The 23,484-nt window shown below is 57.8% G+C and carries 20 protein-coding genes; 17 read left to right on the top strand and 3 right to left on the bottom strand.

The genetic code is table 11. The features are described 5' to 3' along the window. The first annotated feature begins 45 nt into the window (after positions 1–45). The 3 genes from nusG (at position 46) to rplA (ending at position 2,369) form a co-directional block, all read left to right on the top strand. Entirely contained in the window at positions 46–930 is an 885-nt protein-coding gene (nusG, locus tag IM764_RS04485) for a transcription termination/antitermination protein NusG (RefSeq protein ID WP_099298007.1), read from the top strand. A gap of 153 nt (positions 931–1,083) precedes the next feature. Next, on the top strand, positions 1,084–1,533 hold the full coding sequence (gene rplK, locus IM764_RS04480) for a 50S ribosomal protein L11 (protein WP_099298006.1): 450 nt from the start codon (positions 1,084–1,086) through the stop codon (positions 1,531–1,533). Positions 1,534–1,661: 128 nt separating this feature from the next. Beyond that, on the top strand, positions 1,662–2,369 hold the full coding sequence (gene rplA / locus IM764_RS04475; protein ID WP_099298005.1) for a 50S ribosomal protein L1: 708 nt from the start codon (positions 1,662–1,664) through the stop codon (positions 2,367–2,369). Between the two features lie 98 nt (positions 2,370–2,467). On the opposite strand, the gene IM764_RS04470 is transcribed toward rplA, so the two are convergent. Both IM764_RS04470 and IM764_RS04465 read right to left on the bottom strand, forming a co-directional pair. Further along, positions 2,468–3,406: a triacylglycerol lipase gene (locus IM764_RS04470; RefSeq protein WP_194187054.1), complete on the bottom strand. Its 939-nt coding sequence runs from the start codon at positions 3,404–3,406 to the stop codon at positions 2,468–2,470. Positions 3,407–3,417: 11 nt separating this feature from the next. Continuing rightward, complete coding sequence (locus IM764_RS04465; protein WP_194187053.1) at positions 3,418–4,272, bottom strand: uroporphyrinogen-III synthase; 855 nt, start codon at positions 4,270–4,272, stop codon at positions 3,418–3,420. Between the two features lie 467 nt (positions 4,273–4,739). Here IM764_RS04465 and rplJ point away from each other — a divergent pair, with 467 nt between their 5' ends. The 4 genes from rplJ to IM764_RS10455 all read left to right on the top strand — a co-directional run bounded on the left by rplJ (position 4,740) and on the right by IM764_RS10455 (position 7,214). Then, positions 4,740–5,252 carry a 50S ribosomal protein L10 gene (gene rplJ / locus IM764_RS04460; RefSeq protein WP_099298002.1) on the top strand — a complete coding sequence of 171 codons (513 nt, stop codon included), beginning with the start codon at positions 4,740–4,742 and terminating at the stop codon, positions 5,250–5,252. Between the two features lie 131 nt (positions 5,253–5,383). After that, positions 5,384–5,764: a 50S ribosomal protein L7/L12 gene (rplL, locus tag IM764_RS04455; RefSeq protein ID WP_099298044.1), complete on the top strand. Its 381-nt coding sequence runs from the start codon at positions 5,384–5,386 to the stop codon at positions 5,762–5,764. A gap of 146 nt (positions 5,765–5,910) precedes the next feature. Continuing rightward, a complete protein-coding gene (locus tag IM764_RS04450) occupies positions 5,911–6,903 on the top strand; it encodes a DUF3068 domain-containing protein (RefSeq protein WP_099298001.1) in 993 nt (330 codons plus the stop codon). Positions 6,904–7,085: 182 nt separating this feature from the next. Next, positions 7,086–7,214, top strand: a complete 129-nt coding sequence (locus tag IM764_RS10455; RefSeq protein WP_255510448.1) for a hypothetical protein — start codon at positions 7,086–7,088, stop codon at positions 7,212–7,214. Here the strand turns inward: IM764_RS10455 and IM764_RS04445 are convergent. After that, a complete protein-coding gene (locus tag IM764_RS04445; protein WP_194187052.1) occupies positions 7,211–8,497 on the bottom strand; it encodes a hypothetical protein in 1,287 nt (428 codons plus the stop codon). The genes IM764_RS10455 and IM764_RS04445 overlap by 4 nt on opposite strands. A 502-nt stretch (positions 8,498–8,999) precedes the next feature. Here IM764_RS04445 and IM764_RS04440 point away from each other — a divergent pair. The 10 genes from IM764_RS04440 to idi all read left to right on the top strand — a co-directional run bounded on the left by IM764_RS04440 (position 9,000) and on the right by idi (position 23,287). After that, on the top strand, positions 9,000–12,512 hold the full coding sequence (locus IM764_RS04440; protein ID WP_099297998.1) for a DNA-directed RNA polymerase subunit beta: 3,513 nt from the start codon (positions 9,000–9,002) through the stop codon (positions 12,510–12,512). A 76-nt stretch (positions 12,513–12,588) separates the two neighbouring features. Continuing rightward, positions 12,589–16,557 (top strand): DNA-directed RNA polymerase subunit beta', encoded by a 3,969-nt coding sequence (locus IM764_RS04435; protein ID WP_194187051.1) that lies wholly within the window; start codon positions 12,589–12,591, stop codon positions 16,555–16,557. 269 nt (positions 16,558–16,826) lie between these two features. Next, entirely contained in the window at positions 16,827–17,576 is a 750-nt protein-coding gene (locus tag IM764_RS04430) for a glycosyltransferase (protein WP_234990773.1), read from the top strand. Next, positions 17,573–18,499 carry a polyprenyl synthetase family protein gene (locus IM764_RS04425; protein ID WP_099297995.1) on the top strand — a complete coding sequence of 309 codons (927 nt, stop codon included), beginning with the start codon at positions 17,573–17,575 and terminating at the stop codon, positions 18,497–18,499. Before IM764_RS04430 ends, IM764_RS04425 begins: the two co-directional genes overlap by 4 nt. Next, entirely contained in the window at positions 18,471–19,430 is a 960-nt protein-coding gene (locus IM764_RS04420) for a phytoene/squalene synthase family protein (RefSeq protein WP_194187181.1), read from the top strand. Before IM764_RS04425 ends, IM764_RS04420 begins: the two co-directional genes overlap by 29 nt. Beyond that, a complete protein-coding gene (gene crtI / locus IM764_RS04415; RefSeq protein ID WP_194187050.1) occupies positions 19,427–21,091 on the top strand; it encodes a phytoene desaturase family protein in 1,665 nt (554 codons plus the stop codon). Before IM764_RS04420 ends, crtI begins: the two co-directional genes overlap by 4 nt. 7 nt (positions 21,092–21,098) lie before the next feature. Further along, on the top strand, positions 21,099–21,449 hold the full coding sequence (locus IM764_RS04410; RefSeq protein ID WP_099297992.1) for a lycopene cyclase domain-containing protein: 351 nt from the start codon (positions 21,099–21,101) through the stop codon (positions 21,447–21,449). After that, positions 21,446–21,760: a lycopene cyclase domain-containing protein gene (locus IM764_RS04405; RefSeq protein WP_194187049.1), complete on the top strand. Its 315-nt coding sequence runs from the start codon at positions 21,446–21,448 to the stop codon at positions 21,758–21,760. The genes IM764_RS04410 and IM764_RS04405 overlap by 4 nt, the downstream gene beginning before the upstream one ends. A gap of 35 nt (positions 21,761–21,795) precedes the next feature. Continuing rightward, positions 21,796–22,659 carry a prenyltransferase gene (locus IM764_RS04400; protein WP_194187048.1) on the top strand — a complete coding sequence of 288 codons (864 nt, stop codon included), beginning with the start codon at positions 21,796–21,798 and terminating at the stop codon, positions 22,657–22,659. A gap of 70 nt (positions 22,660–22,729) precedes the next feature. Further along, the gene (idi, locus tag IM764_RS04395) at positions 22,730–23,287 is read left to right on the top strand and encodes an isopentenyl-diphosphate Delta-isomerase (RefSeq protein ID WP_194187180.1); all 558 of its coding nucleotides are present in this window, start codon (positions 22,730–22,732) and stop codon (positions 23,285–23,287) included. Positions 23,288–23,484: the final 197 nt, after the last annotated feature.

Raw genomic sequence — 23,484 nt, 5'->3', positions numbered from 1 at the left:
ACATACGGTGCAGGCGGATTTTTAATGGAGTGGAGGACAGATCCCATGAGTGATCAGACCGAGAACACGGACAACGTCAACGAGGAAGTAGTCAGCGCAGAGTCCCTGGCCGCTACCGCGCAGGAAGATGTCCAGAAGGCAGCCGCTGAGGCGCACGCCGAGGCGGCTGGCGCGGAAGATGCAGAGGCTGGCGTCGAAAATAACGACGGCGCAACCGAAGGCGCAGAAGGCACCGAGGAAGCACCGGAAGATGCCGCCATGGCCGCCTACAAGGCCCGCCTGCGCACCTTCATGCGCGAGCTGAAGAAGCTGCCCGGCAACTGGTACATCATCCAGTGCTACTCGGGCTACGAGAACAAGGTGAAGACCAACCTCGAGATGCGCGCGCAGACCCTCGGCGTGGATGACGAAATCCACGAGGTCGTTGTGCCGATCGAAGAGGTCACCGAGCTGCGCGACGGCAAGCGCAAGAACGTCAAGCGCAAGCTGCTGCCGGGCTACGTGCTGGTGCGCATGGACCTGGAAGACGCGTCCTGGTCTGTCGTCCGCGATACCCCGGGCGTGACCAGCTTCGTGGGCAACGAGGGCAAGCCCACCCCAGTCAAGATCCGCGAAGTGGCTAAGTTCCTGCTGCCTCCAGAGACCGCCACCCCGGCGGCCGAGGGCGAGGAGCAGGGCGAGGGCGTTGCTACCGGCGTGGACGTATCCGCAACCGGTGTGGCCACCCCACCAAAGCCAGCTTCCGAGTCCGTCGAGGTGGACTACGAGGTCGGCGAGTCCGTGACCATCCTGTCCGGACCGTTCGCTTCCGTGTCCGCCACCATCTCCGAGATCGATGCCGCCTCCAACCGCCTCAAGGCCATGGTCTCCATCTTCGGCCGTGAGACCCCGGTTGAGCTGGAATTTGATCAGGTGGAGAAGCTCAACTAAAGTTGTTCTGTCCTGCAAAGACTGCAGGACACATTTATGCGTCACAAACACTTCCGGTGGCCGGTGAGATTCCGGCATCCGGTAGGGCGCGGCCACTGTGCGCTTGATTGCCATGGCGCGGCTGCGTTCCGATAACTGAAAGTAGGTAGAAACATGGCTCCGAAAAAGAAGAAGAAGGTCACAGGCCTGATCAAGCTGCAGATCCAGGCTGGTGCTGCAACTCCTGCACCTCCAGTTGGTCCTGCACTGGGTGCTCACGGTGTGAACATCGTTGAGTTCACCAAGGCATACAACGCTGCGACTGAATCCCAGCGCGGCAACATCGTTCCTGTGGAGATCACGGTCTACGAAGACCGCACCTTCGATTTCAAGCTGAAGACCCCTCCAGCTGCCAAGCTGCTGCTGAAGGCTGCTGGCCTGCAGAAGGGCTCCGGCGTTCCTCACACCGACAAGGTCGGTTCTGTGACTTGGGATCAGTGCAAGGAGATCGCTGAGACCAAGAAGGAAGACCTCAACGCTAACGACATCGAGAACGGCGCCCGCATCATCGCTGGTACCGCTCGTTCCATGGGCATCGTCGTCAAGGACGAGCCTGCCAAGTAGGCGTTTCATTTCCTGTTTTTCTTTGTTCGACGCCAACCTCGGCGCCGAACAAGGGTGTGGCAGAGTCCCTTGCTGACTCGACCTGACCACAACTTCCAAACTAAATTTTTCAAGGATTGGTAGATACCATGAGCAAGACTTCTAAGGCTTACCGCGCTGCTGCGGAAAAGATCGACGAGTCCAAGTCCTACAGCCCGCTGGAGGCAGCGAAGCTGGTTAAGGAAACCTCTTCTAAGAACTTCGACGCCACCGTGGATGTTGCATTCCGCCTGGGCGTGGACCCACGCAAGGCTGACCAGCTGGTTCGCGGCACCGTCTCCCTGCCTAACGGCACCGGCAAGACCGTGCGCGTGATAGTGTTCGCCGAGGGCCCAAATGCCACCGCCGCTGAAGAAGCTGGCGCTGATGCAGTGGGCACCGCTGAACTGGTCGAGAAGATCCAGGGCGGCTGGACCGACTTCGATGCAGCTATCGCAACCCCTGACCAGATGGCCAAGGTTGGCCGTGTGGCTCGCGTCCTGGGCCCACGTGGCCTGATGCCAAACCCTAAGACCGGCACCGTGACCACCGATGTGGCCAAGGCTGTGACCGAGATCAAGGGCGGCAAGATTTCCTTCCGCGTGGACAAGGCTTCCAACCTGCACGCCATCATCGGCAAGGCTTCCTTCGACGAGAAGACCCTGGCTGAGAACTACGGCGCACTGGTGGATGAGCTGCTGCGCCTGAAGCCTGCTTCTTCCAAGGGCAAGTACCTGAAGAAGGCTACTCTGTCTTCCACCAACGGTCCTTCCGTGATGGTTGACGAGAACGTGCAGAAGAACTACACCGAGGCTTAAGGCTCTCGCAGGTTCGTTCCTGTAACTACTTTGGCTCCCTCACCATGGCGGTGGGGGAGCCTTTGTGTATCTGCAGTACGTGTCTGCAGGTTGTGGCGTTAGCCGCGTGGCCTACGGCGGGGTCGCTGTGCCTGACCGAAGCCCGGCACCACCCAGCCGCCGGTGATACGTGGGTGAGTTTCGCGATAGTCGTCCTCGCCGCTGTAGAGGGCTTCGAGGACCATGTCGATCACGCGCGGCGAGTACAAAATCGCCAGGTGATCCGAGTAGTCCTTGATATTTCCCGTCTGTACCAGCAGGTTTTTCACCGTGGCGCTCTCGCCAGCGCGGAGCTTCTGGGTCTGCCACGGGGTGACGATCTGATCGAAGCGGGAGCAGATCATGGTGTAGGCCACGCCGGGTTCGGTATCGCCGCGACGGTTCAGATGCTTGACTGCGTCTGAACCGACCCGCTGGTCCAGCGCGGCCTTGCCCAAAATGCGCGCCGTTACGCCGTCCGCCCGTCCCTTTTTGTCCAACCGTTGCGAAAGAGAGCCGACGCCACTCAGCGTGGTTCCATGGTTGCTTCCCCCAATGCCGATTATCCGCCTGACCTTATTCTTTGCGGGATCATCTGGGTTGGCTCCTCCCGAGTCCGTGAGATACAGGCGTGCCTGGGCAACTCCCTGGGAGTGACCCACCAGGTCCACTTGGCTGGCGCCGGTGCGCTCGAGCACGGCGTCGATAAAAGAAGCGACCTCGCGCTGTGCCACCAACATGGACGCGGTGCCGAACACGCCGGAGGGGCGGCCGGTGAAGCTGGAGGAATCACGGCCGTAATTCTGAGTGAATACCGCATGCCCTGCATCGTTGAGGGCCGGAGCGATCATCCCGAACGTGTTGTAGACGTTGAGCCACGTGCCGTGGATCAGCACCACGGGCACGCGGCCGTCGAGAGGCTCATCCCACTTGTTCACACCTTCAGGCAACCAATCGGGGTGGCGCAGCGAACGGAAGAAGGCGGGCAAAAAGGAGGCGGGGTTGGCATCGACTTTCATGGCTACCGAGCTTAGTGCAGGCCAGCGTGCTGCAAAATGAGTTTGATCAGCGCGCCCATGCGGAACCTCTCGGGGACCAGGGGAGTAAACCCAGCGTCCAGGAGCGGTTGGGCGGTGACAGGGCCAACTGCGGCGATCAGCAGCTTGGAAGCATTCGGCGCGGCGAGTGCACGAATGTCATCGAGACAGTGCAATTCGCGGGCGATGTCCAGCCACCTGCTCGCGGCAGGAGCTGAGGTAAAGGCGATGATGTCGAAGTACTCCTTGGATACGTGGAGGATCGAATCCCGGACGCGTTGCGGATCCTCCGGGTCATCCCAGAGGTATGTGGTGAGCCCAGTGACGCGAGCACCGGCCTGGCGGAGAGCGTGCTCGAAGGACTCGTCTCCGGCGCCGTGGTGCTGCACCACAACGTGCGTGCCACGAAGATCTTGGGAGAGGAGATGGCTGAGCATCTCGGCGGACGTTTCTGATTCTGCGGTCCATGCAGGAGTCAAACCTGCTTGGAGCACTGCGCCCTTGGGCTTGGGGCCGCGGGCGATAATGGCGGAACGGTCCAATTGGGTGCGCAGCTGCGTACCCCACTCAGTGCGGTGTTCCTGTTGGTCGGCCAAAGTCATCAGGGCGCGAAAGCCAGCTCCAGTAGTGACCACGGTGTAGTCAATTGTTTCGCTTGCCAGCTGCCGGCACTGGTTGTACAGGCTGGGATCGTCTGTCACGGCAGTGATACGCATCGGCGCGGCGATAGTGACTGTAGCGCCGTGACGTTCTAAAGACTCCGCCATCTCCTCGGACTTCCGATCAATGGGAAGTAGAACGCGCTTGCCAGCAAGGGTTTCGCTGAGCTGGGAAGATGAAGAGTTCACGAGGGGATCTTTCTAACTTGAAGACCGGTGGAGACAGGATTGTGAGACAGTACCAATATCCCACAGCGACGGAGAGTGATTGTGCAGACGGCTGGTGTAACGGAGGCGGTTTGGGTTTTCGAATGACGGCAGGTAAAGTGCTCCGAGGAAGTTTGAATACGTTCAAAGTTTCACCGAAGACCGTCGGTCATCGAAAGCCGGTGAGTTCCTGCAAAGGGGCACGCCGGTGGAAGATTGAAGGTTCATCACGTAATGGATGACGGCCCACGCAGGTAACACGAGACGTTGACGTTCCAATCCTTTTACAGCCCAGTGCTGCAAAGAGTTGATGGAACGCGACAGCGCCCTGTGCCCCTGCGGGCACAGGGCGCTGTTGTTTGTGAAGTGTTGCCTTTACATCAAAGAACATGACTGTCGGTGCACGTACACCTTGTACACCGCAAGACATTTTGGAAGGAGGCGAGAGTATGGCAAACCCGAAGAACACCGCTTCGCTGGCAGAGCTGAAGGCTCGTTTCGAGCAGGCTGACTCAACGATACTTACCGAGTACCGTGGTCTGACTGTTTCCGAGACGACCACGCTGCGCCGCGCACTGGGTGCGGATGTCACTTACTCCGTCGCCAAGAACACCATGATCAAGCTGGCTGCTCAAGAAGCCGGCGTGGAGTTCGAAGATTCCCTGCTGACCGGTCCAACTGCAATTGCATTCATCCAGGGCGAAGCCGTGGATGCTGCGAAGGCAATGAAGGACTTCGGCAAGGATCACCAGAACTTCGTGATCAAGGGTGGCTACATGGACGGTGGCGCGCTGTCTGCTGCTCAGGTCGAGGCAATCGCTGAGCTGGACAACCGCGAAACCACTCTGGCCAAGCTGGCCGGTGCCATGCAGGGTTCCTTGGCAAAGGCTGCTGGTCTCTTCAACGCTCCCGCATCTCAGGTTGCTCGTTTGGCAGCCGCACTGCAGGAGAAGAAGGACTAGTTCCTCACCGCTGGGCCACAAGACGGGGTCGAGCACGCATATTCACAATAAAAAGTTTTCCGCTTGTCACCGGCTAATTCAAAAACAATCTCGCCGGTTGCAAGCACACAATGAACGGAAAGGTTGCCACCATGGCTAAGTTCACCAATGACGAACTCCTCGAGGCTTTCAAGGAGATGACCCTGATCGAGCTCTCCGAGTTCGTGAAGCTGTTCGAAGAGACCTTCGACGTCACCGCTGCTGCTCCAGTTGCTGCTGCTGCCGCTCCAGGCGCTGCTGCTCCTGCTGAGGAAGAGAAGGACGAGTTCGACGTCGTTCTCGAGGACGCTGGCGCTAAGAAGATCGGCGTGATCAAGGTTGTCCGCGAGATCGTTTCCGGCCTGGGCCTGAAGGAAGCTAAGGAGCTGGTTGAGGCTGCTCCTAAGGCTCTGCTCGAGGGCGCATCCAAGGATGACGCTGAGGCTGCAAAGACCAAGCTGGAAGAGGCTGGCGCAAAGGTTTCCCTCAAGTAAAAGGATTCCGCTGCGAGTTGGCTCCGGCCAACTCAGGCTACTGAACACCCGTTACGGGCTCCTGTGTATGCAGGATGCGCGTGACGGGTGTTCTTCATTTGTTGGTCTTTACAGCTGTTGTCCCAGGGCGGTTTATAGTGAATGGCATGCTATCTAAACTTCGCGTTCCTGCGCTGCTCGCACTCATCGTGGGGGTAGCCCTCATCGTCGTCGGCATCCTACTGCCGAAGATGGTGTCCAGCGATCGCCCGGTACCTCTTGAGCTGGAAAGCAGCACGTTCATGCTCGTGGATCCGAACGCGACTGTGGGGGCGAACTACCAAGGGCTGGACGAGACAGAATCCGTGCAAGCCCCGGTTGCGCGGCAATTCAAGATTTCTTTGGATCAGCCCGCCGATGAGAACGAAGCGAGCGCTCGGGTGGGCGTGACGACGTATCGACAGGACGTCAAAGATGACCTCGAAGCCCTCCTCGATGCTCAGGTGTTCAGCTATCGTGTGGATCGCTTCACCGGCGAAGCGGTAGGGGGAGCAGGCAAGGTGGCGGATACTCCCGTGGTGCCTTCTAACGCAGTGCCGATGGAAGGCTATTGGGCAAAGTTCCCCACAAGCACGGAAAAGCGGACCTATGACTACTTTGACGTGACATTGCGCGATGCGCTGCCAGCGCACTTCGATAGGGAAGAGACTCGCACCACTAATGATGGTCATGACGTACCGGTCTATGTTTTCCGTCAAGAGATTGAACCTTCCAGCGTCAAAGAACAGTACGAAGGCATCCGGAATGAGATCACCGACCCAGAGTCGGGGGAAAAGGCACAGCTGTTCCACGGTGGTTGGCGGGAAATCACGGTCGAACCTAAAAGCGGGCTGATCGTTGGCGTCGAAGAGGACGTCAAGGATGTGTACCAGATAGACGGCAAGGAAGTGGATACCCTACTGCAGTTCCATGGACGTACGGACGGACACGAGAACCAGCGGATGCTGGAGCAGGCCCGAACCATCGGGCATCAGCGGGACATCCCCAAGTGGCGAGTTGCGCTGATCGTCGCCGGTGCTATTGTTGCTGCGGTTTCACTCTTTGTCGTGCTCCGCTCAGGAAAGCGCAAAGTTGCAGCCCCCAAGGGGCGTGACGAATAAGACGCGTTCCGCGCCGCCACGAGGCGATTGAGTGAGCATTCGCGCCACTAACGATGGGATTAGCATGAGTGCTTTTGATGCAGCTGACGAGGCGAAACAGTCGGCGCCAGACACTCCCACTCCTGCGACAAGAGCGCCGGCTGAGGATTCTAACCATTCGGGCGAAAACGGATCCACAACCTGTGGCTGATCTTCGCGGGCTTAGCCCTGGCCATGTTGCTGTGGCTCGCCAGGCAGGCCAGTACTGCCTGGCGGAGGCGATTGCCGCCGAGCTTTCGGCCTGGCGCCTGCCTGCCGAACGCTGGTACTAGCGCCTGCCCGCCAGCTCCGCCCGCAGCGAGTCCACGAACTCCGGCATGAACTCCCGGGTGAAGTGTGTATCCGGGTAGCACATGCGCAGCTGGATCCCGGTTTCCGTCCGGGAGAACCACATCTGCACGGAGTCCACTGGCCCGCGCGAGGAGATGTAGCTCGCGCCGGGCACCGCACCACCCCGCTTGGTGAAGTCCACAAAGGACGCAGAGAAGATCGTCGCGCTGGGAAACTCCGCCTGATAGTGAGCCAGAACCTTTTCAATGCTCAACCCCTGACCCGCAACCGCCCTGCGCAGCCACATCTTGGCCGTGTCCGGGGATTCCTCGGGTTCGGCCACAACGGGTGCATTCCCCACCAGCCAGCCCACGGTGGAGTGCGCTGCCGAGCCGTTCTTGCCGCGCGTGTGCATGGGGATCAGCATGGGCACGCGCCGTCCGAGCACCCGCGCCACCGCGGTCAGCAGTTCGGGGAAGGGTTGCGCATCCACCTTCGAGTTCATCTGCTCTGCGCTCAGCAATGTGGTTACTACAAACGCAGCGGGATGCGTGGTGCCGTGCGCGCCGAGGTCCACCGGAAAGCCCGGCACCGTGCCCGAGGTCTCCGCGAAGAATTCGCCCCACACCTCATCGGCCAGCTGCTCGCTCCATGTGTGGTCCTCCACCTCCGCACGTTGCTCCAGCACCGTGGAGTAGGACGGTGTGTTTTCTTTTTCCGACGCCAACTCCTCGCCCCGCAGCGCCACATAGAGTTCCCGCGCGAGTAAATCCATGCTGATCATGTCCACGTGGAAGTGGTCGAAGCTGACCAGTACGGTGTCCCCGCTTCGGCCGAAAAACGCTCCGGGTGAGCTGATGGGACTGCAGGCGTGTGAGATGAGAGCAGTTAGGTCCGCGGGAGACTCCGCAGGCAGAGCTTCTACAGATAGGTCGCTGGGATGCAGGCAATGAACGGAAAAGGGTGGCGTCGAAGAAGAAAAAAACGGTGAGGAAAACGAAGAGGAATCGGCGGGGAACACGGCCCAACGAAGCGCATCGTGGCTGGAAAGTAGGTCAGAAAAAACCTGCCCAAGCTCGGCCGAGGGGAGATCGCGGGCGCCGGGGACATTCAGCGCGATGCCAAGCCATGTCGAACGGCCCTGAGTGAACAGCGCGTTGAGGTGATTGCGGTGATTGAATGTCGGTACAATTTCGGGGCGTTCGGCGAGATCGGAAGCGGAGTGCAGCCGAAACTCCTCCACGGGTGCATCGAGATCCAGCAAGTCCACATACGTAATATCCACAGCTTTAAAGTTTAGAGATGTGCAGCCCCTCGCGCGGGATGAGGAATGGGTATGCGAGTAGGGGAGCAGAGGATTTTCGGAGAATTTCCGTCTATCTAATACAGACAAAACCCGTTGTGCGTTGTACCCTGTGGGTGATGGTCGGCGAGACGGGATGGGGATCCCGGGCGCGGGGGGTTGACAAGCCCATATTGAGTATGGGAGTGGGCTAGACAACGGGGCCTGCAGCATATAAGGTAGTTCGTTGCGCTGGAATTAATTCCACCCGACATCGCAGCAGGTAAGCAAAATGATGGGAAACCATTGTTACCACGGACCTTGGCAATGATCGCGAAAACGTGATTTGACGAGGTCACTTCGGCATTTTCGCTCGAAGTTTGGCCTGCAAGCTGTTGATGATGGGGAGAATTATTTCCAAACAAAGTAGACCATCACAAGACCGTACGCTCAAACAAATGCGCTAACTATCTGCAGCTCCACCACGCAGATAGAGGTGCATGAGGTGCTGGAAGGACCCATCTTGGCAGTCTCCCGCCAGACAAGTTCAGTGGCCGGAATCCCCGGAGCTTCGCAGCGATACTCTTTCGCTAAGATCGACGCTCCCATCGAGGTTCCTGGCCTTCTTGACCTTCAACGAGAGTCCTTCGCTTGGCTCGTTGGCTCGCCACAGTGGCGCGCCAACGCACAAGCAGAGGCTGGGGAAGGCGTCCGCATTACCAGCGGACTCGAGGACATCCTCGACGAGCTTTCCCCGATTGAGGACTACTCGGAGAACATGTCGCTGACACTCTCCGAGCCACGCTTCGACGAAGTGAAGTCCACTATCGACGAGGCCAAGGACAAGGACATCAACTACGCGGCGCCACTGTATGTGACCGCGGAATTCACCAACTCTATGTCCGGTGAAATCAAGTCCCAGACCGTATTCATCGGTGATTTCCCGATGATGACGGACAAGGGCACTTTCATCATCAACGGCACCGAGCGTGTCGTTGTTTCCCAGCTCGTGCGCTCCCCAGGCGTGTACTTCGACGCATCCATGGATGCGTCTACCGAGCGCACCCTGCACTCCGTGAAGGTCATTCCTTCCCGTGGTGCATGGTTGGAGTTTGACGTCGATAAGCGCGACACCGTCGGTGTCCGCATCGACCGCAAGCGTCGCCAGCCAGTAACCGTGCTGCTCAAGGCCCTCGGTCTGACCACCGAAGAGATCACTGAGCGCTTCGGCTTCTCCGAGATCATGATGTCCACGCTGGAAAAGGACGGCGTGGCCAACACGGATGAGGCCCTGCTGGAGATCTACCGCAAGCAGCGTCCAGGCGAGTCTCCTACACGCGACTCCGCTCAGGCCCTGCTGGAGAACTCTTTCTTCAAGGCCAAGCGCTACGACCTGGCAAAGGTGGGCCGCTACAAGGTCAACCGCAAGCTGGGCTTGGGTGGCGACAACGATGGCACGATGACCCTCACCGAAGAGGACATCCTCACCACCATCGAGTACTTGGTGCGCCTGCACGCTGGCGAGAAGTCCATGACTTCCCCAGAGGGCATCGAGATCCCAATCGGTACCGACGATATCGACCACTTCGGTAACCGTCGCCTGCGTACCGTCGGCGAGTTGATCCAGAACCAGGTTCGCGTGGGTCTGTCCCGCATGGAGCGCGTGGTTCGCGAGCGCATGACCACTCAGGACGCGGAGTCCATCACTCCTACCTCCCTGATCAACGTGCGTCCAGTGTCTGCAGCGATCCGCGAGTTCTTCGGAACCTCCCAGCTGTCCCAGTTCTTGGACCAGAACAACTCCCTGTCGGGCTTGACGCACAAGCGTCGTCTGTCCGCGCTGGGTCCAGGCGGTCTGACCCGTGACCGCGCTGGTCTGGAAGTGCGAGACGTGCACCCTTCTCACTACGGCCGCATGTGCCCAATTGAGACTCCCGAGGGTCCAAACATTGGTCTGATCGGATCGCTGTCTTCCTTCGCACGCGTGAACCCATTCGGCTTCATCGAGACGCCGTACCGCCGAGTGATCGATGGTCAGATCACCGACGAAGTTCACTACTTCACTGCGGACGAGGAAGATCGCCACGTCATCGCACAGGCCAACACGCCTTTCGATGAGAACCACCGCTTTGTTGAGGATCGCATTGAGGTGCGCCTCCGCGGCGGCGACGTGGAGGTCGTCCCCGTGGCCGAGGTGGATTACATGGACGTGTCGCCACGACAGATGGTTTCCGTGGCAACCGCTATGATTCCGTTCCTCGAGCACGACGATGCTAACCGTGCGCTGATGGGCGCCAACATGCAGCGTCAGGCTGTTCCACTGCTGCGCGCCGAGGCGCCATTCGTGGGTACCGGTATGGAGCTGCGCGCTGCATACGATGCCGGCGATATGATCATCGCTCCAAAGGCTGGTGTGGTGGAGTTCGTCTCCGCTGATTACATCACCATCATGGACGATGAAGGCATCCGCGATACCTTCATGCTCCGCAAGTTCGAGCGCACCAACCAGGGCACCTCCTACAACCAGAAGCCTCTGGTTGACGAGGGTGAGCGCGTTGAGGCTGGCCAGGTCATCGCTGATGGTCCGGGCACGGACAACGGAGAAATGGCTCTGGGCAAGAACCTGCTAGTTGCCTTCATGCCATGGGAAGGTCACAACTACGAGGACGCCATCATCCTGAACCAGCGCATGGTTGAGGATGACGTTCTGACCTCCATCCACATCGAAGAGCACGAGATCGATGCTCGCGATACCAAGCTGGGCCCAGAGGAAATCACGCGCGAAATTCCTAACGTGGGCGAGGACGTTCTGGCGGATCTCGATGAACGCGGCATCGTGCGCATCGGCGCCGACGTTCGCGACGGCGACATCCTCGTCGGCAAGGTCACCCCGAAGGGTGAGACTGAGCTGACCCCAGAGGAGCGCTTGCTGCGCGCCATCTTCGGCGAAAAGGCTCGCGAGGTTCGAGATACCTCCATGAAGGTTCCTCACGGCGAGACCGGCAAGGTCATTGGCGTGCGTGTGTTCTCTCGTGAGGACGACGACGACCTCGCCCCAGGCGTTAACGAGATGGTTCGCGTCTACGTGGCACAGAAGCGCAAAATCCAGGACGGCGACAAGCTCGCCGGCCGCCACGGCAACAAGGGTGTTGTGGGCAAGATCTTGCCTCAGGAAGACATGCCGTTCCTGCCGGACGGCACCCCGATTGACATCATCCTGAACACCCACGGTGTGCCACGTCGTATGAACATCGGTCAGGTTCTGGAAGTTCACTTGGGCTGGCTGGCTAAGGCCGGCTGGACCGTGGACACCGAGTCTGAGGATCCAAAGATCCAGAAGATGCTGGAGACCCTGCCTTCTGATCTGTACGAGGTTCCTGCAGATTCCTTGACGGCCACCCCCGTGTTCGACGGTGCGTCCAACGCTGAGCTGTCCGGTCTGCTGCGGTCTTCTAACACCAACCGCGATGGCATCAAGCTGGTGGATGACTTCGGCAAGGCAGCACTGATGGACGGCCGCTCCGGTGAGCCTTACCCATACCCAGTGTCTGTCGGCTACATGTACATGCTGAAGCTGCACCACTTGGTCGATGAGAAGATTCACGCCCGTTCCACTGGTCCTTACTCCATGATTACCCAGCAGCCACTGGGTGGTAAGGCACAGTTCGGTGGACAGCGCTTTGGTGAGATGGAGGTGTGGGCAATGCAGGCGTACGGCGCTGCCTACACCCTGCAGGAGCTCCTGACCATCAAGTCCGATGACGTGGTCGGCCGCGTGAAGGTTTACGAAGCGATCGTGAAGGGCGAGAACATCCCGGATCCGGGTATTCCCGAGTCCTTCAAGGTGCTCCTCAAGGAGCTGCAGTCCCTCTGCCTCAACGTGGAAGTACTGGCCGCAGACGGCACCCCAATGGAGTTGGCGTCCGACGACGATGACGAGCTGGAGAACGCTAACGCAGCCCTCGGCATCAACCTGTCGCGTGACGAGCGCCCAGACGCTGACCTCGACGTCAGCTAGCGCGCTCCCTTAACCCAAACCTGACCTTTAGATCACCACCAAGGCCCTCCGCTTCAGGAGGGGAAAGGAAGTTCACGTGCTAGACGTTAACTTCTTCGACGAGCTTCGCATTGGGCTAGCTACTGCCGACGACATCCGTCGTTGGTCTCGTGGCGAAGTCAAGAAGCCGGAGACGATCAACTACCGCACCCTCAAGCCTGAGAAGGACGGTCTATTCTGCGAGCGTATTTTCGGTCCTACCCGTGACTGGGAATGTGCCTGTGGCAAGTACAAGCGTGTCCGCTACAAGGGCATCATCTGCGAGCGCTGTGGTGTGGAAGTCACCAAGTCCAAGGTGCGTCGTGAGCGTATGGGCCACATTGAGCTCGCCGCTCCCGTAACCCACATCTGGTACTTCAAGGGCGTTCCATCCCGCTTGGGCTACCTGCTGGACCTGGCTCCGAAGGATCTGGAAAAGATCATCTACTTCGCAGCCAACATCATCACCTCCGTGGATGAGGAAGGTCGTCACAACGATCAGTCCACCCTCGAGGCAGAAATGATGCTCGAGAAGAAGGAAGTGGAGGTTGACCGCGATAGCGAGTTGGCCGACCGCGCCAAGAAGCTCGAGGATGACCTGGCAGAGCTGGAAGCTGCCGGCGCAAAGAACGATGCCAAGAAGAAGGTGCAGACTGCGGCTGAGCGCGAAATGCGCCACATCCGTGAGCGCGCCGAGCGCGAAGTGGACCGGCTGGACGAGATCTGGACCACGTTCGTCAAGCTGGCTCCAAAGCAGATGATTGTGGATGAGAACATCTACAACGAGCTGATGGACCGCTACGAGGATTACTTCACTGGCGGAATGGGTGCAGAGGCTATTCAGACTCTGATCCGTAACTTCGACCTCGAAGCAGAAGCGGAAATCCTGCGCGACGTCATCCGTGACGGCAAGGGACAGAAGAAGTTGCGTGCTCTCAAGCGTCTGAAGGTTGTCGCTGCGTTCCTGCGCTCCGGCAACGATCCCGCAGCGATGATCCTGGATTGCGTCCCCGTGATCCCACCAGAGCTGCGCCCAATGGTGCAGCTGGACGGTGGACGCTTCGCAACCTCCGACCTTAACGACCTCTACCGTCGTGTGATCAACCGCAATAACCGCCTCAAGCGCATGCTGGATCTGGGTGCTCCCGAGATCATCGTGAACAACGAGAAGCGCATGCTGCAGGAGTCCGTTGACGCGCTATTCGACAACGGTCGTCGTGGTCGCCCAGTCACCGGACCGGGCAACCGCCCGCTGAAGTCTCTGTCTGACCTGCTCAAGGGCAAGCAAGGCCGCTTCCGCCAGAACCTGCTGGGTAAGCGCGTGGACTACTCCGGTCGTTCCGTGATCATCGTTGGTCCTCAGCTGAAGCTGCACCAGTGTGGTCTGCCGAAGCTGATGGCGCTGGAGCTGTTCAAGCCATTCGTGATGAAGCGTCTGGTGGAGAAGAGCTACGCGCAGAACATCAAGTCCGCTAAGCGCATGGTGGAGCGTCAGCGTCCCGAGGTGTGGGACGTGCTGGAAGAGGCTATTTCCGAGCACCCAGTGATGCTCAACCGTGCACCAACCCTGCACCGCTTGGGTATCCAGGCGTTCGAGCCGATCCTGGTGGAGGGCAAGGCTATTCAGCTGCACCCTCTGGCATGTGAAGCGTTCAACGCCGACTTCGACGGTGACCAGATGGCAGTGCACTTGCCACTGTCCGCAGAGGCTCAGGCCGAGGCTCGCATCCTGATGCTGGCTTCCAACAACATTCTGTCCCCAGCGTCCGGTAAGCCACTGGCTATGCCACGTCTGGACATGGTGACCGGCCTGTACTACCTGACCCTGGAAAAGGGCGAGGACGAGTTCGGCGGACAGGGTGCTTACGAGCCAGCGACGGATACCAGCCCAGAAAAGGGCGTGTACTCCTCCTTGGCCGAGGCCATCATGGCGTACGACCGTGGTGTGCTGGGTCTGCAGGCGCCAATCAAGGTGCGCATCAGCCACCTGCGCCCAACCGCCGAGATTGAAGCCGACCGCTTCCCTGATGGTTGGCAGCGTGGCCAGACCTGGTTGGCGGAGACCACTCTGGGGCGCGTACTGTTCAACGAGCTCCTTCCATGGAACTACGCCTACGTTGAAGGTGTCATGGCGAAGAAGCCTCAGGCCGTTGTTATTAACGACCTCGCGGCGAAGTACCCAATGATTACCGTGGCGCAGACGGTGGACAAGCTCAAGGACGCTGGCTTCTACTGGGCAACCCGCTCTGGAGTGACTATCACCATGCACGACGTGCTGGTTCTGCCGAACAAGCAGGAAGTTCTGGATAACTACGAGGCCAAGGCCCAAGTTATCGAGAAGAAGCTGGCTCGCGGCAAGATCAACGAAGCCGAGCGCTACCAGTCCCTGGTTGACCTGTGGAAGGAAGCTACCGACTTCGTTGGTGAGTCCGTCGAGGCACTCTACCCAGATGACAACCCAATTCCGATGATCGTGAAGTCCGGTGCAGCCGGTAACATGCGTCAGATTTGGACCCTGGCCGGCATGAAGGGCATGGTTACCAACTCCCGCGGTGAGTACATCACTCGCCCAGTGAAGACCTCCTTCCGTGAAGGCCTGTCCGTGTTGGAGTACTTCAACAACTCCCACGGTTCCCGTAAGGGCCTGGCCGATACCGCACTGCGTACCGCAGACTCCGGTTACCTGACCCGTCGTCTCGTCGACGTGTCCCAGGACGTCATCGTTCGCGAAGACGACTGTGGCACCAAGCAGGGCGTCAACCTCGAGGTTGCTGTTCCAGTGCTCGACGGAAAGGGCAACAAGACCGGAGAGTTCGGTCGCGCGGACTTCCTTGAGACCTCCATCGTGGGCCGTTACCTGGCTGCGGATGCTGAAGATTCTGAGGGCAACGTCATCCTGGCTAAGGGAGAAGTTGTCAACGAGTCTGACGTGGACCGCCTGGTCAACGCTGGCGTTGAGTTCATCAAGGTACGCTCCGTGATGACCTGTGCCACCGCAACCGGCCTGTGCTCCACCTGCTACGGACGCTCCATGGCGACCGGCAAGAAGGTGGAAATTGGCGAGGCCGTGGGCATCGTGGCTGCACAGTCGATTGGTGAGCCGGGTACCCAGCTGACCATGCGTACCTTCCACCTCGGTGGTGTGGGTGGCGACATTACGGGTGGTCTGCCGCGTGTGCAGGAGCTCTTCGAAGCTCGCGTGCCGAAGGCTAAGTCCCCAATCGCTTCTGTCGACGGCAAGCTCAAGATCGAGGACGACGAGACCTTCTATACGGTCACGATCGTTCCAAATGATGGCTCCGAAGACGTTGTCTACGAGAAGCTGTCTAAGCGTCAGGGTCTCGCAACCCTGGGTACCGGCGGAGTGGAGCGCCCACTGCGCGATGGTGACCACGTCAAGATGGGTCAGCAGCTGCTTAAGGGCGCGACCGATCCACACGAGGTTCTACGTGTGCTCGGCCGCCGTGGTGTGCAGAAGCACCTGATCAACGAAGTGCAGAAGGTCTACCGTGACCAGGGCGTGGCTATCCACGACAAGCACATCGAGATCATCGTGCGTCAGATGCTGCGCCGCGTGACCGTGATTGATTCTGGTTCTACCGAGTTCCTGCCAGGTTCCCTGGTGGAGCACGCGGACGCAGTTGCTGCATCCAAGGAAGCAGTCAAGACCGGAGGCCGTCCTGCAGAGGTTCGCGCAGAGATCATGGGTATCACCAAGGCTTCCTTGGCTACCGAGTCTTGGCTCTCCGCGGCTTCCTTCCAGGAGACCACTCGCGTGCTTACCGATGCTGCTATCAATAAGCGCTCCGACAAGCTGATCGGCCTGAAGGAGAACGTGATTATTGGTAAGTTGATCCCGGCTGGTACGGGTATTGCTCGTTACCGCAACATCTCTGTGGAGCCGACAGAGGAAGCGCGCGCTGCTGCTTACTCCATTCCGTCCTCCTTTGGTGATGGTTTCTACGGCGACGATAGCTACGGTGAATTCACCGGTGCTGCCGTGCCACTGGATGACATGGGGATCTAACACCTCTAATTTGTGGAAATGCTTCGAACGCCCCGCTGGGAAATACTCCCTGCGGGGCGTTTGCCGGACCTCGAGTGGTTTACCTACTTTGTCTGAAAAATCTGCGGAGCAGACCAAGCGCAGTGTTAGTATGTGCTTAGCAATTATTAGGAAAAGCTGGGGCGCAATGAAGCTGTGCCTGTTTCCTCCAAGGCAAGGTAGTTTAGAAGATTAAGACGGACCCAGTAAGACTGCCGCTTGCGGTTGAACGCTGCCGATCTATATCGGTTGTGATTCCATGTCTGAACGACGGTGATTTGCTCGCCCACTGTCTCACATCATTGCAGAACCAGATAGTGCCTGCTGAAGAAGTCATCGTTGTTGATAATGGTTCTGTCGATGACTCAGCAGACATCGCGGAGCGTTATGGCGCGCGGGTGGTTTCAGAACCCCGGCGGGGAATCACTTGGGCCATGCAAACTGGTTTTCGCGCAGCCACAGGCGATGTCCTCTTTCGTATCGACGCTGACGTGGTGGTTCCTGAAGACACGATCATCCGCCTGCATCAAATTTGGGATCGTGCAGATGAATACACCGGAAACTCAGTTGTAGGCCTGTCCGGAGGTGCAGAATTCGTTACTCCCGGATCGTATGGGAGGATCATGAGCTCTCTTTACATGGGTGCTTATTGGACCACTACGCGCTGGGCGCTAGGACATTACCCGCTTTTCGGGACAAATTGCTGCATTCGTTCATCGTGGTGGAAAGAAATCGATGAATCAGTAGACTTTTCTGACACCTTGGTGCATGAGGATTTGCACTTATCATTCGCAGTCCGTCCAGAAGAGACGATTTGGTTACAAAAAGACCTCGTCCTGCCGACGGATCCCCGCCCCTTGAAGGGTACCCGGCAGATGTTGTGTCGTTTTTACCGCGGTTTCCATACGATCTGGGTGAATTGGAAGGAACAACTTCCGCAGGAACGCCTCAGTGCTAGAGGTAAACTTCCGGATTTCATCGATACTTTGGTGCAGCGATGAATCACACTGCGAACGCGATGCGGGATACTCAGCTGCTGTTGGAACGATACTTCCAAGATTTAGTGCCGATCAGTGCTCAGGCCACACCGGTTCTCAAACATTCCTACTCAGAATTGAGCAGAATAACCTTGGCGGGTAAGCACATCCGTAGCAGGTTGGTTCATATCGCAGCCGGCCGAGTTAAGGGTTCACAGTACGACGCGGCGGTTGCATTCGGCGCTGCTGTGAACCTGCTTCACGGAGCGTTCTTGGTGCATGATGACTTCATCGATGCAGACTGCACACGGCGTGGTGAAATGTCTTTTCATAACAGCTTGGGCCAGGTAGCTCAGGATGTACACATTGGAGACTCGCTCGCGGTGCTGGCCGGTGACATGGCCATAGCGGGAGCTATTGACTTGGCGTGTCACGAGCTTGTGCCGGTGGAGTTGCAGGCACCGGCCGTGCGAATCCTTGTGGATGCCATGACGGAATCCATCCATGGTGAACTCAGCGACGTCGCTCATCGCGTGCCTCAGAGTACTCACACCCTCAATGACGTCCGTTTGAGCAATCACATGAAAACCAGTGCCTATACATTCCGTGCCCCACTAATGCTGGGAGCGTTAGCGGCCGGACGCGACTTGTCAGTAATGGTTCCCATTGCGAATTCGTTCGGGTTCGCGTTCCAAGCAGCCGATGACGTGACTGGCCATCAAGGGGATATCGAAAAACAAAGAGTCACCATGGTGACTGCTCGCCTAAACTCTGAGGGAGACAGCGATCTCGCGGCAGTTCTCAAAGCGGTAGCTGCAGAAGCCCGAGCCGCATTGGAGGATGCGTGTGACCTTGCCCAGAGCCTGGAATTGCCATCCGATGTGAAGGAAGGACTGATGGGAATTGCTGCCCTCATGGATGAAAACCTCCACAAGCTGGGTGTCTAAGGCACCGGCTCCTGCTGTGCTCACCCGTTATGATGCGATGGCTGACAGATCTGCACACCAGGTCATCAGTACGTACTCCACGAGCTTTTCAGTCGCCACAAACGTTCTTGCGCCCCGTATGCGCGCGGACATCCGCAACCTCTACGCAATGGTGCGCATTGCAGACGAAATTGTTGACGGAACGGCTGAGCACGCTGGCCTACCACATGATGAGATCGTCGAAATGCTCGACGGTTATGAGCGAGCTGTGCTGGCAGCGCCGCACTACCGGTTCCATGTGGACCCTGTCCTGCATGCCTATGCCGGCACAGCGCGACGGTGTCACTTCGATCCTGAAAACGTCCGGGCATTTTTTCGTTCGATGCGCATGGACTTGTCTAAGGCCACACATAACGCTGAAAGTCTGAGTGAGTACATCTACGGTTCTGCCGAAGTGATAGGCCTGATGTGCTTATCCGTATTCCTTCAAGACCGTGATGATATCCAACAAGAAACAAGAGAAACACTGGTATTAGGTGCTCGCGCACTGGGCGCAGCATTCCAGAAGATCAACTTCTTGAGGGATTACGCAGAAGATACCGGAGACCTCGGTCGGATTTATTTCCCCGAAATCCTTGACCAAGGACTCAACGACAAAAGCAAAGCATTGATAGTGGCTGACATCCGCGGTGATCTCCTGAACGCGCGGAAAACAGTTCCCCTGCTGCCGTTAGGCGCCCGTGCAGGAGTACTCGCGGCAACAGGGCTCTTCCAGGCTCTCACCGAAAAAATTTCCCGTGCTTCGGCAGATGAAGTTCGCAGCGGGCGCATCAGTATTAGGGATTCCCACAAAATTCTTATCGCTGTGCTCTCTATCGGACGAGCGTTAATTATGGCCATCAGCGCTCGGCCTACCACCTTGCCCTCAACAACTAAGGACCCCGCTCAATGAAACCTTCCACCCCTCGTTCGGAAGGCCGTGTTGTCATCATCGGTGCTGGAATCGCCGGTTTGGCTACTGCAGTTCTATTAGCTGAAGAGGGTTCCAGTGTCACCATCGTGGAGAAAAATAGCACCGTGGGCGGCCGCGCAGGTTCATTTGAAGATCCTGCTACACCCGGTTTTCGCTGGGACACCGGCCCATCCTGGTACCTGATGCCAGAAGCCTATGACAACTTCTACGCGCTGGCTGGAACCAGCACCGAGGATCAGCTCGAACTGGTGAATCTAGAGCCCGGATACCGAGTGTTCCCAGAGGGTGCAGCTCATTTCGATGTCAGTTCAGACCCGGCCACGCTGGCTGAGCTCTTCGAAAACATTGAGCCCGGTGCCGGGAAGAAACTGGAAGCGTACCTAGCGAAGGCCGGTGAGATTTACGCGGTCTCGGTAGAGAACTTCCTCTACACCACGTTTAGCAACCTGAGGCCATTTCTTGGTTTAGGATCCATCGGTGCCGGGATCGACTTGCTGAAGAACTTGCTTGCCTCCCTTTCCCAGCACGTTTCCAGCCAATTCACGGACGTTCGCTTGCGGCAAATTCTTACTTATCCAGCGGTGTTTCTATCCTCGCGCCCAGAAGATACCCCCGCTCTCTACCAGCTCATGAGTTACACCGACTTGGTTCAAGGGGTGAAGTATCCGCTGGGTGGTTTCACAGCAGTAGTGGAATCCCTGCACAAACTTGCTAAGCAGCGGGGCGTGGAGATCCTTTTTGAGACTCCTTGTGTTGCGATCCACACCCAAGATGGCGCCGGCCGGACTCAGGCGACAGGCATCCATGTGGAATCGAATGGCCAGCGGGAGATGATTCCAGCTGACGTGGTGGTGAGCACTGCGGACATGCATTTTACGGAAACTGAGCTCCTCCCCAGGGAGCTGCAGTCCTATCCGGAGAAGTGGTGGACACATCGAAATCCAGGCATCAGCACGGTATTAGTCATGATCGGGGTGAAAGGAGAGCTACCTCAACTGTCCCACCACAATTTGATGTTTAGCCACGACTGGACACCGGATTTTGACGCAGTTTTTGAGCCGTCTGTGCGTTCTACGAATCCAGGTAACGCAAGTACTGGACATGCAAACACTGGCCACGCAGGTACCGGACACGCAAGTACCACCAACATCAATCGTTCGACTTCAATATATATTTCGAAGCCCTCGGAATCTGATCCCACCGTGGCCCCCGAAGGCCATTCAAACCTGTTTGTCCTGGTCCCCGTCGCCGCTGACCCGGCCCTGGGACATGGAAACATCTACGCGGAGACCGCGTCTGACCCCGTTCAAGCAATTGCTGATGCTGCAATCACACAGATCGCCGAGTGGGCCGGTATCGATGATCTTCACCAGCGCATCATTGCCTGCCACACCATAGGCCCAGCGGATTTTGAAGATCGCTACCACTCCTGGCTGGGTGGGGCGCTGGGGCCTGCTCATACCCTGTGGCAGTCCGCATTCCTACGTGGCAAGAATCGCTCTGCGAAGGTGAACAACCTCCTTTACGCAGGTGGGACGACCGTTCCTGGTGTGGGCGTGCCCATGTGTCTGATTTCGGCGGAGAACGTGCTCAAGCGAATGCGCGGTGACGGTTCTACCAGCGCTTTAGGAACACAGTGATGCGCTCATGACTATCATTTATCTTGCGTTTCTGTTGTTAACCCTGGTTTGCATGGTGATCTGCGATCATCGGTGGAAACTCGCCTTCTTTCTCGACGCCACCAGGGCCAGTCTCATCTCGATCGTCACCGTGGGGTTGTTGCTCGTGTGGGATGCACTGGGCATCCTCAACGGGGTATTTTATCGCGGGGATTCTCCGTACATGTTGGGCATCGAACTGGCACCGGAGATGCCCCTAGAGGAACCAGTATTCCTTTTCTTTCTCACCTATCTCACGCTCAACCTGACGTCGGGTTCGAGGATCTTGCTTGACCACGTGAGGCAGAAACGAATACTTGAGTCCGGAGGCGAATTGTGATCTACCTGTACATCAGCCTGCCCTTCCTGGTGGTTGCGATAGTTATGGCTTCGTGCTCCGTAGTGAAGGAACACAAACGCGGTGGGGCAGAAGCGAAGCGTAGGCAACTGTGGATTCTTGGCACGGTGACGGTTAGCGTTCTGATTCTCACAATTTTTTTCGACAACCTGATGATTTGGGCTGGTCTCGTGGGGTATGACGATGACAAGCGAATGGGATGGCAACTTGGGCAGGTGCCGGTGGAGGATTTGTTCTATGCGATATTCGTGACGCTGTTGGTGCCTGCGTTGTGGAAAGGGCATAGCAAATGACTAATCGGACTTCGCAAGGCTCGCGCCCAACCCTAATGCAGAGGATCACAGCCGTCTTTAGCTCCTCGCGACCAATCAGCTGGGTGAACACGGCCTTCCCCTACGGAGCCGCATACCTGCTGCTCGGGGGGAGTGTGGACTGGGTATTCATTGTGGGCGTGCTGTTCTTCCTGATCCCTTACAACATCGCGATGTACGGAATAAACGATGTCTTCGACTATGAATCTGACATTAGGAATCCGCGCAAGGGCGGCGTGGAGGGCGCAGTCCTAGCGAAGTCACTGCACCCCACCGTGTTATGGGCAGCCCCTATTTCCGCAGTGCCCTTTGCGGTAGCGCTCTATGTAGCAGGAACGTGGCAATCCGCAGGATGGCTGACCCTGAGTTTGGCCGCAGTCTATGCGTATTCCGGGCCGAAACTGCGGTTCAAAGAACGGCCAGGGATCGATTCAATAACCTCATCCACACACTTTGTGTCTCCCGCGTTGGTGGGTGGCACGATGCAGAATGACCAGCTGCCTGCGCAGTTTTGGATCATCATCGTGGCGTTCTTCTTATGGGGTGCGGCTTCTCATGCCCTAGGGGCAGTACAGGATGTTAAGGCAGACCGTGAAGGCGGTTTGCGTTCCATCGCCACGGAATTGGGTGGCCGCACAACGGTGCGTTTGGCGGTGTGTGCCTACGTAATCGCCAGTGCGCTCCTCCTAACCTTAGGGATCCCTGGGCTAATAGTGGCGGTCGCCAACCTCTTGTACGTAATCAATGCGGCTCGATTCTGGAACATCAGCGAAGAACAAGCCTTCGACGTGCATAAGGCGTGGAAGGTATTTCTGTGGGCTAATTACCTAGTGGGGGCGGTGGTATCCATGACGCTCATCTGGGTGTTTATAAATGGATAGGCGGCTGGATGGGGTGAGCGTGGCGTCGGAAAAGAACATCAAGGAATACAACGAGGAGAAGAAAGAAACCATGACTACCAAGTCGACCAACGAGGAACTTGTCATTCTCCTCGATGATCAAGGCAACCCCACCGGGCACGCGCTTAAGTCAGAGGTGCACACTAAAAACACACCTCTGCACCTGGCGTTTTCCTGCTATATCCTCAATGACCGCGGTGAGGTGCTCATCACTCGGCGAGCGTTGACTAAGAAGGCATGGCCAGGTGTGTGGACGAATTCAGTATGTGGTCACCCAGGGCCAGGGGAATCGCACGAGGAAGCCGTGTTACGCCGAGCCGTTGAAGAATTGGGGTTGAAGGTTGATGACTTGTCTGCGGTAATCCCCGATTTCGAGTATCGCGCTGTGGATGCGAGTGGGATTGTGGAGTGGGAGGTATGTCCCGTCTTCGTGTCCCGTGCGGTGGGGGAGATGGCGCCTAATCTGGCTGAGGTGTGTGATCATCGCTGGGTGGCACCGGTGGACCTCTTTTCCTCGATCGACGCCACCCCGTTCGCCTTTAGCCCATGGATGGTCGAGCAGCTCAGTGACTCGCGGTTGCGGGAGGTGCTGCGTGAAGGGTGTAGTTAATAAGTGAAGTGATTTTGGAATCCGGCTGGGGGAGCGGTAGCATGCAACATAGTCCCCCGTCTCGTGCGGTGGGAGCTCGGCTTGCTTGTTGTGAATTATTGAAACTAGGAGCTTGATTCCGTTTCAGTAACTACTCTGACGAGCCAGAGCTAGACATCTGGTAGGGCCCCAAAAAAGAGCCCCTATTTTTTCATGTC

The sequence above is a fragment of the Corynebacterium sp. ED61 genome (assembly GCF_015233855.1).
Lineage (GTDB): Bacteria > Actinomycetota > Actinomycetes > Mycobacteriales > Mycobacteriaceae > Corynebacterium > Corynebacterium dentalis.
This window is presented reverse-complemented; position numbering and strand designations above follow the sequence as displayed.